Here is a 6,418-nt window from a genome sequence, read left to right as displayed (position 1 = left end):
TGCCCGCCTGTTGCTTGATCCGCTCCTTCAGGCGCGGGAACAGCTCGTAGACGCGCTCGAGATCCGCCTGATCGGTGGACTTGAACCGGAAGGCACCCATTTCCAGATTCTCGGCCACGGTCATTCGCGGAAAGACGTGGCGGCCCTCCGGGACGTGGCAGATACCCAGCCGGATCAGCTCGTGGGCCGGAATGCCGTCGATGCGCTTGCCGTCGAAGGTGATCGAGCCGAGGGCCGGGCGCAGCATGCCCGAGACAGTCTTCTGTGTCGTCGTCTTCCCGGCGCCGTTGGCGCCGAGCAGCGCCACGATCTCGCCGTCGTCCACCGTGAAGCTGATGCCCTTGAGCGCGGCGATCGTGCCATAGCGGACCTCGATGTGGTCGACCTCGAGCAGTACCCGGCGCGAGTTCGTACCCGACTTGTTCTCGAGGTCGGTCGGCGGCTCATTCATCGCGATCGCCCTCCCTCGCCGCCGCGACGTGCTCCATCTCGATCAAGTGCAGCTCCGGCTGGTCGGCGGCCTGGCCTTCGGCTTCTTCGGCCGACGTCCCCAGATACGCGGCGATGACGACGGGATTCCGCTGGATTTCCTGCGGTGTGCCCTCGGCGATCTTCTCGCCGAAGTTCAGGACGATGATGCGATGGGCGACCGACATGACAAGTTTCATGTCGTGCTCGATGAGCAGAACACTGACCGCCCGCTCGGCGTTGATGCGCAAGATGAGCTCGGCCAGCTCCCGTTTCTCGACCGGGTTCGTACCGGCAGCAGGCTCGTCGAGCAGCAGCACTCCCGGTTCGGTCCCGAGTGCCCGGGCGATCTCGAGCCGCCGCTGCTCGCCGTAAGCCAGTGACGCGGCGAGTTCATTGGCCCGGTTGGCCAAGCCGACTTCGCGCAGCAACTTGTACGCACCTTCGGTGCTCGCCTGCTCCTCGCGCCGCTGTCGCGGCAACCCGAGCATCGCCGATACCGGGCCGGATTTCTGCCGGGTCTCGATGCCGATTTTCACGTTCTCCAAGGCGGTGAGCGCCGGGAAGAGCCGGATGTTTTGGAAGGTCCGGGCGACCCCGAGGTGGTTGATGATGTGCGTCTTCTTCCCGATCACGCTGACCGCCGCCGCGCCGACCCGGCCAACCAAGGTGATCGAGCCCTCCTGGGGTGTGTAGACGCCGGTGAGCGAGTTGAACAGCGACGTCTTACCGGCGCCGTTGGGACCGATCACGGCCAGGATCTCGCCGCGGTACATCTTGATGGTGACGTCATTGAGGCTGACGACACCCCCGAAACGCAGAGTGACGTGCTCGACGTCGAAGACGAGGTCTTCGCTCGATCCGGCTCCGTGCGTCATACCGTGCCTCCCATACGGGCGGGGACGCCGGCACGCTCACGGGCGTGCTCATCGCCGATGCCCTCGAGCTCGGCCCGGCGCCGCTTGGCCGGGATCAGCCCGGACGGCCGGAAGATCATCATCAGCAACACGACGGCCCCGATCCACATCTGCCGGTCGTTGGCGGGAACCTGGTCCTTCAGAAACTCCGGTAGCCAGGTCAGCAACGCGGCGCCGGCCATGGCCCCGGGCAGCGAGCCCATGCCGCCGAAGACGACGTAGGCGACGACGAGGATGGAGTTGTTCAGCACGAAGTTGTCGGGGTTGAAGAATCCGATCTGGCTGGCGAAGAAGACACCGGCCAGACCAGAGGTCGACGCGCCGATCGCGAAGGCCAGCAGCTTGATCCGGAAGGTGTTCACGCCGCTGGCCTGGGCGGCCACCTCGTCCTCGCGGATCGCGGCCCACGCCCGCCCGATCCGGGAGTTCTCCAGGCGCCGGAAGGCGACCACGACGACGATCACGAACACGAGCAGCAGGTACCAGTACTGCAACTGGTTCTGCCCCCACCTCACGTGCAGCGGACCTAGATGGATGGCCGGGTTCGGCACGTTGTTGACGCCCCTGGAGGGGTCGACTGCGGTTCCCCGGCTGCCGTTGGTGACGTTGTCGGCATTGTTCGCGATGATGCGGATGATCTCGCCGAACCCGAGGGTGACGATGGCGAGGTAGTCGCCCCGCAGTCGCAAGGTCGGGGCGCCCAGCGCCAGTCCGGCCAGCAGGCAGATGGCGACCGCGAACGGGATGGCCAGCAGCGGGCTCATCGTCAACCAGGACGGGGGGTGGATCGGGAGCGACCCGGTGAAATAGGCGGTGGTGTACGACCCGATCGCGTAGAACGCGATGAATCCGAGGTCGAGCAGGCCAGCCCAACCGACTACCACATTCAGGCCGACGGCCAGCAGCACGTAGATGCCGACCTCGCTGACTAACACCTTCTGCCAGAACGACGTCGCCGTCGGTGGATAGAAGAGCGCGAAGGCGACGGCGACGATCAGCAACGTCCGAGTGGCGCCGGGGGCGGTGAAGAAGCCGCCGCTCTCGCTGGTAACCGGTACCGGCCTGTCCGCGCCCGTGTCCTCGCGCGAAGCCACCGAAGTGGCGGCGATGTATCCGCCGCCGCCGAGGACGAGGAATGCGGCGGCCGCGATCCAAGTCCCGGTGCCGAGGTTGTTCCAGGTGGTGCCCAGGGTCGGGTCGAGCCCGGCGGCGAGATCGCTGTACTTGTACATCGTGGCGACTGTGTAGATCGACGCGGCGACGCCGAGGGCGAAGCCGACCCAGGCGAGCGGGCGAGAGCGGAGGTATACGCCTGCGCCGGTCACGATCAGTGTCACCCCGAACAGGACCCAGCCCAGCCAGTGCAGGTAGGCCAGGGCCCAGGATGTCAGCCCGGCGGGCTGGAAAACGCCATAGGTGCTCGAGAAGGTGGAGTTCCGGCCGTTGGGATCGAACCAGCGCGCCTCCATGAATGCCACCAGGCCCAGTACCAACCCCAGGGCCACGAGGGTGCTGCCGGGGCGCCAGGCGAACACGCGGTTGACGAAGGCCCGGCTGGCGGCAAGTTCCTCCTTGGAGACCGCGACGACGGCGCACCCGAAGGCGAGGACGACGTACCCGATCGTGGCCGCGCCGTAGCCGAGAGAGTGGTCGGCGCCCGAGGGGCCGGCGATGTCGACGACATCGTTGTGCGCCCGCCAGGCGACCACAGCGGTGAAGAGCCCGATCGCGGTTCCCGCCCACCCGATTCTGCGCGGCCCTTTGATGATCGCGACGGTGCCGATGGCCAGGATGCCAAGGAGGGCCGCGTAGGCCAGCCAGGAGAAGAACGCCGAGGTGAGCGCGTTCAGCCCCGAGGTGTTGTCGACCGCTGCCCGGACCCCGCCGAACTTGCCGTCGCCGACGCCGGTGCCGTCGTACCACTTCATGAGGAACAGCCCGGCGATGGCGGCAAGAGTGCCCGATACCAGCGGGAGAACTCCTGGGCGCCGGATGTAGGTCTTCACCGTCGGCCAGAAGGTGATGGCGACGAACCCCAGCAGCCCGATCGCCAGGAAGACGAACACCCGCGGGTGCAACAGCGATGTCCGGAACTCCAGCCCGTAATCCTGGTCGCTACCCTCTTGGTCTCCGATCATGAGCGCCAGTACGAGCGAGCCGATCAGGCAGGCGAGCAGGCGCTTGCCGAGGCCCTTGTAGTCGACGCTCGAGCCGACGCCCGGCACGTTGATGCGAGGAGTACTCATGCTGCCCGCCCCAGTCGCTCACCCAGAATGCCGGTGGGCCTGAACATCAGCACGAGCACGAGGACGACGAAGGCCACGACGTCGGTCCACTTCGTGTCGATGCCGACCAGCGGCACCATGTTCTCGACGATGCCCAGCAGCAGGCCGCCGATCATGGCGCCGCGGATGTTGCCGATGCCGCCGAGCACCGCGGCGGCGAAAGCCTTGACGCCGGGCAGGAAGCCCATCTGGTTGCCGAAGCCGAGCGTCAGCCCGAACAGGAAACCCGCGGCGCCGCCAAGGGCACCGCCGATCACGAAGGTGCGGGAGATGGTGCGGTCGATGTCGATACCCATCAGCGCCGCGGTCGGCGCGTCCTCCGAGACCGCCCGGATGCCCCGGCCGAGCTTGGTCTTGGTCACCAGCCGGTCGAGGAACAGCATCATCACGATGGCCGCGCCGACGATGACGAGCTGGATGACGCGGACCCGCGCGCCGAAGACGTGGAAGGCCACGGCGTCCTCGTTGTAGAACGCCGGGAAGGGCTGGTTCTGGAAACGGTGGAAGAGCTTGCCCGCCAACTGGGACAGGAAGAACGAGGCCCCGATGGCGCTGATCAGGAACGCGAGCTTGGGCGCGCCGCGTTTCCGCAGCGGGCGATAGGCGACCCGTTCGAGGGTCCAGGCGACGGTCGCGGCCGTGACACCGCCGGACACGATCCCCAGGACGATCAGCAGCGGCACGGCCCACGAGTCGGTGCTTTGGCCGTTGCCCACGATCGCGTGGATCACGATGAAGCTGCCGAAGGCTCCGGACATGAACACTTCGCTGTGCGCGAAATTGATCAGCTGCAGGACGCCGTAGACCAGCGTGTAGCCCAGCGCGATGAGTGCGTACATCGACCCGCGAGTCAGGCCGAGTACGAGGTAGTTCATGAAGTCAGTCATCGAGACCTTCCGAGCGGCGCGGGGAGGCGGGTCCGCCCAGCCGTACCCAGGCGAGTGCAAGGGGCGCAATCCGATCCATGCGCGGATCAGACGGCGCCCCTCGCCCCGTAGTGCTTCTCGACTACTTCTGGTTCTTGATGTCGCCCAGTTCGACGATCTTGCCATTCTTCTGTTCGTAAAGGTTCACCGTCGCCTGGGCAACCTCGCCGTTGGGGGCGAACTTGATCGTCGTGGTGATGCCCTTGTAGTCCAACGCCGTGATCGCACTCTCGACCGCGGCGCGGGTGACCGTGCCCTTCGAGGCGGCATCCTTGATTGCCTGGATCATCGCGTTGGTGGCGTCGTAAGCCTCGGGGGAGTACGTCGACGGCGGGGTGTGGTACGCCGCCGTATAGGCCGTGTTGAACGCCTTCGCCTCGGGAGCCGTGGTGGCGTCCTGGCAGCCGCAGCTGAACAGGAAGCCGTTGCCGGCCGCACCCGAACCGGTCTCGAACTTGCTCGACTTGCCGCCGTTGCCGGACATCGCGACGCCCTTGTATCCAGCGGCCTTCAGCGCCTTGGCGAGCAGGGCCGCCTGCGCGTCGTACCCGCCGTAGAACATCGCCTGGACACCCGAGCCGGCCACCCGCTGGGCGATCGCGCCGTAGTCCTGGGTGTTCTGTGCGACACCCTGACTCTGGACCGTGACGCCCTTCTTGGTCAGCTCGCCGCGCACGACGTCGGCGACGCCCTTGCCGTAGACGGTGGTGTCGTCCACGACGAACACCTTCTTGTACTTCGCGGCCAGGTAGTCGGCGGCCGCGATGCCCTCGACACCGTCGGTCGGGACGATCCGGTGAAATGTGCTGAAGCCGGACTTGGTCAAATCGGCGTTGGTGGCCGACGGGCTGATCAGGCCCATGCCCGCGGTGGCGTAGGCCTTGCCCGTCGCTGAGGTCGGGCCGGAGAAGATCGGGCCAACGACGCCGACGACGGCGGGGTCCTGGATGAGGGTCTGGGCGGCCGCCGGAGCCTTCGCGGCGTCGCCGCCGTCATCGGACTTCAGCACCTGCAGCTTGAAGCCGAGGTCACCCTTGTCATTGGCCTGCTTCACCGCGAGATTCACCGAGTTGATCTCGTTGATGCCGAGCTGCTGGTTGTCGCCGGACAACGCGCCCTGGAACCCAATCTTGTAGGTCTTGTTGGTGCTCGCGGCGCCGCTGGATTTGCTGCCGCCGCCGAGTCCGCCGCCGGACTTGCTGCTGCTCTTCTTGCTGCTGGAACAACCGGTGAGTGCCAGGGCACTCGCCGTCGTCAGTACCACAACTGTGGTGATTATGCGGGATCGCACTGCTGAGCCTCCTGTGAGGGCATCGTGGTTCTACGGCGCCACCTAATTGTCAGCGCCGGATGGCCGGACGTTAGCCCAATACGTCGATCATCGGAACCAGCGTCGGGCCCGAGTCCTGCGTCGTAATCAAATCTCAACCGGAGTTAACGCCGATATGTCCGTCTACTCGCCGGTATCCGCCGGGACGTCGGAGCCGCCGCTGAGCACGAGGTCGGCCACCGCGCGCATCGACGTGCGGTTGTCCATGGCCGCCCGCTGGATCCAGCGGAACGCCTCCGGCTCGCTGAGGCCGTGTTTGGTCATCAGCGCGCCCTTCGCGCGTTCTATGAGCTTGCGGGCCTCCAGGCGCTCCCGCAGGCCCGTCACCTCGGACTCCAGGGCGCGGATCTCGGCGAATCGGGACGTGGCCATCTCGATCGCAGGCAGGAGGTCGCGCTTCTGGAACGGCTTGACGAGGTAGGCCATCGCCCCCGCGTCCCGGGCCCGTTCGATGAGGTCGCGCTGGCTGAACGCGGTCAGCATGACCACCGG

The 6,418-nt window shown here is 66.5% G+C and carries 6 protein-coding genes; all 6 read right to left on the bottom strand.

Annotated elements, in window-relative coordinates:
* The coding region (locus ABR571_RS14290; RefSeq protein WP_409453873.1) for an ABC transporter ATP-binding protein at positions 1-451 on the bottom strand (451 nt) is incomplete at its 3' end.
* Positions 444-1,346, bottom strand: coding sequence for an ABC transporter ATP-binding protein (locus ABR571_RS14285; protein WP_409453872.1), 903 nt, complete (start codon positions 1,344-1,346; stop codon positions 444-446). The genes ABR571_RS14285 and ABR571_RS14290, both read right to left, overlap by 8 nt.
* Complete coding sequence (locus ABR571_RS14280; RefSeq protein WP_409453871.1) at positions 1,343-3,631, bottom strand: branched-chain amino acid ABC transporter permease; 2,289 nt, start codon at positions 3,629-3,631, stop codon at positions 1,343-1,345. The genes ABR571_RS14285 and ABR571_RS14280 overlap by 4 nt, the downstream gene beginning before the upstream one ends.
* Positions 3,628-4,557: a branched-chain amino acid ABC transporter permease gene (locus ABR571_RS14275; RefSeq protein WP_409453870.1), complete on the bottom strand. Its 930-nt coding sequence runs from the start codon at positions 4,555-4,557 to the stop codon at positions 3,628-3,630. The genes ABR571_RS14280 and ABR571_RS14275 overlap by 4 nt, the downstream gene beginning before the upstream one ends.
* 121 nt (positions 4,558-4,678) lie before the next feature.
* Positions 4,679-5,887, bottom strand: coding sequence for a branched-chain amino acid ABC transporter substrate-binding protein (locus ABR571_RS14270; protein WP_409453869.1), 1,209 nt, complete (start codon positions 5,885-5,887; stop codon positions 4,679-4,681).
* Positions 5,888-6,049: 162 nt separating this feature from the next.
* Positions 6,050-6,418, bottom strand: a 369-nt coding sequence (locus tag ABR571_RS14265; RefSeq protein WP_409453868.1) for an ANTAR domain-containing response regulator, incomplete at its 5' end; no start/stop codon positions are given.

Origin of the sequence: Jatrophihabitans sp. (assembly GCF_046262535.1) — a bacterium.
Classification (GTDB): domain Bacteria; phylum Actinomycetota; class Actinomycetes; order Mycobacteriales; family Jatrophihabitantaceae; genus Jatrophihabitans.
Note: the sequence above shows the minus strand (reverse complement) of the source record. Positions and strands in the feature narration are given on the sequence as shown.

Excerpts from the sequence above, each read along its gene's own strand:
- ABR571_RS14280 (WP_409453871.1), bottom strand. The coding sequence starts at position 3,631 with ATGAGTACTCCTCGCATCAACGTGCCGGGCGTCGGCTCGAGCGTCGAC.
- ABR571_RS14285 (WP_409453872.1), bottom strand. The coding sequence starts at position 1,346 with ATGACGCACGGAGCCGGATCGAGCGAAGACCTCGTCTTCGACGTCGAG.
- ABR571_RS14275 (WP_409453870.1), bottom strand. The coding sequence starts at position 4,557 with ATGACTGACTTCATGAACTACCTCGTACTCGGCCTGACTCGCGGGTCG.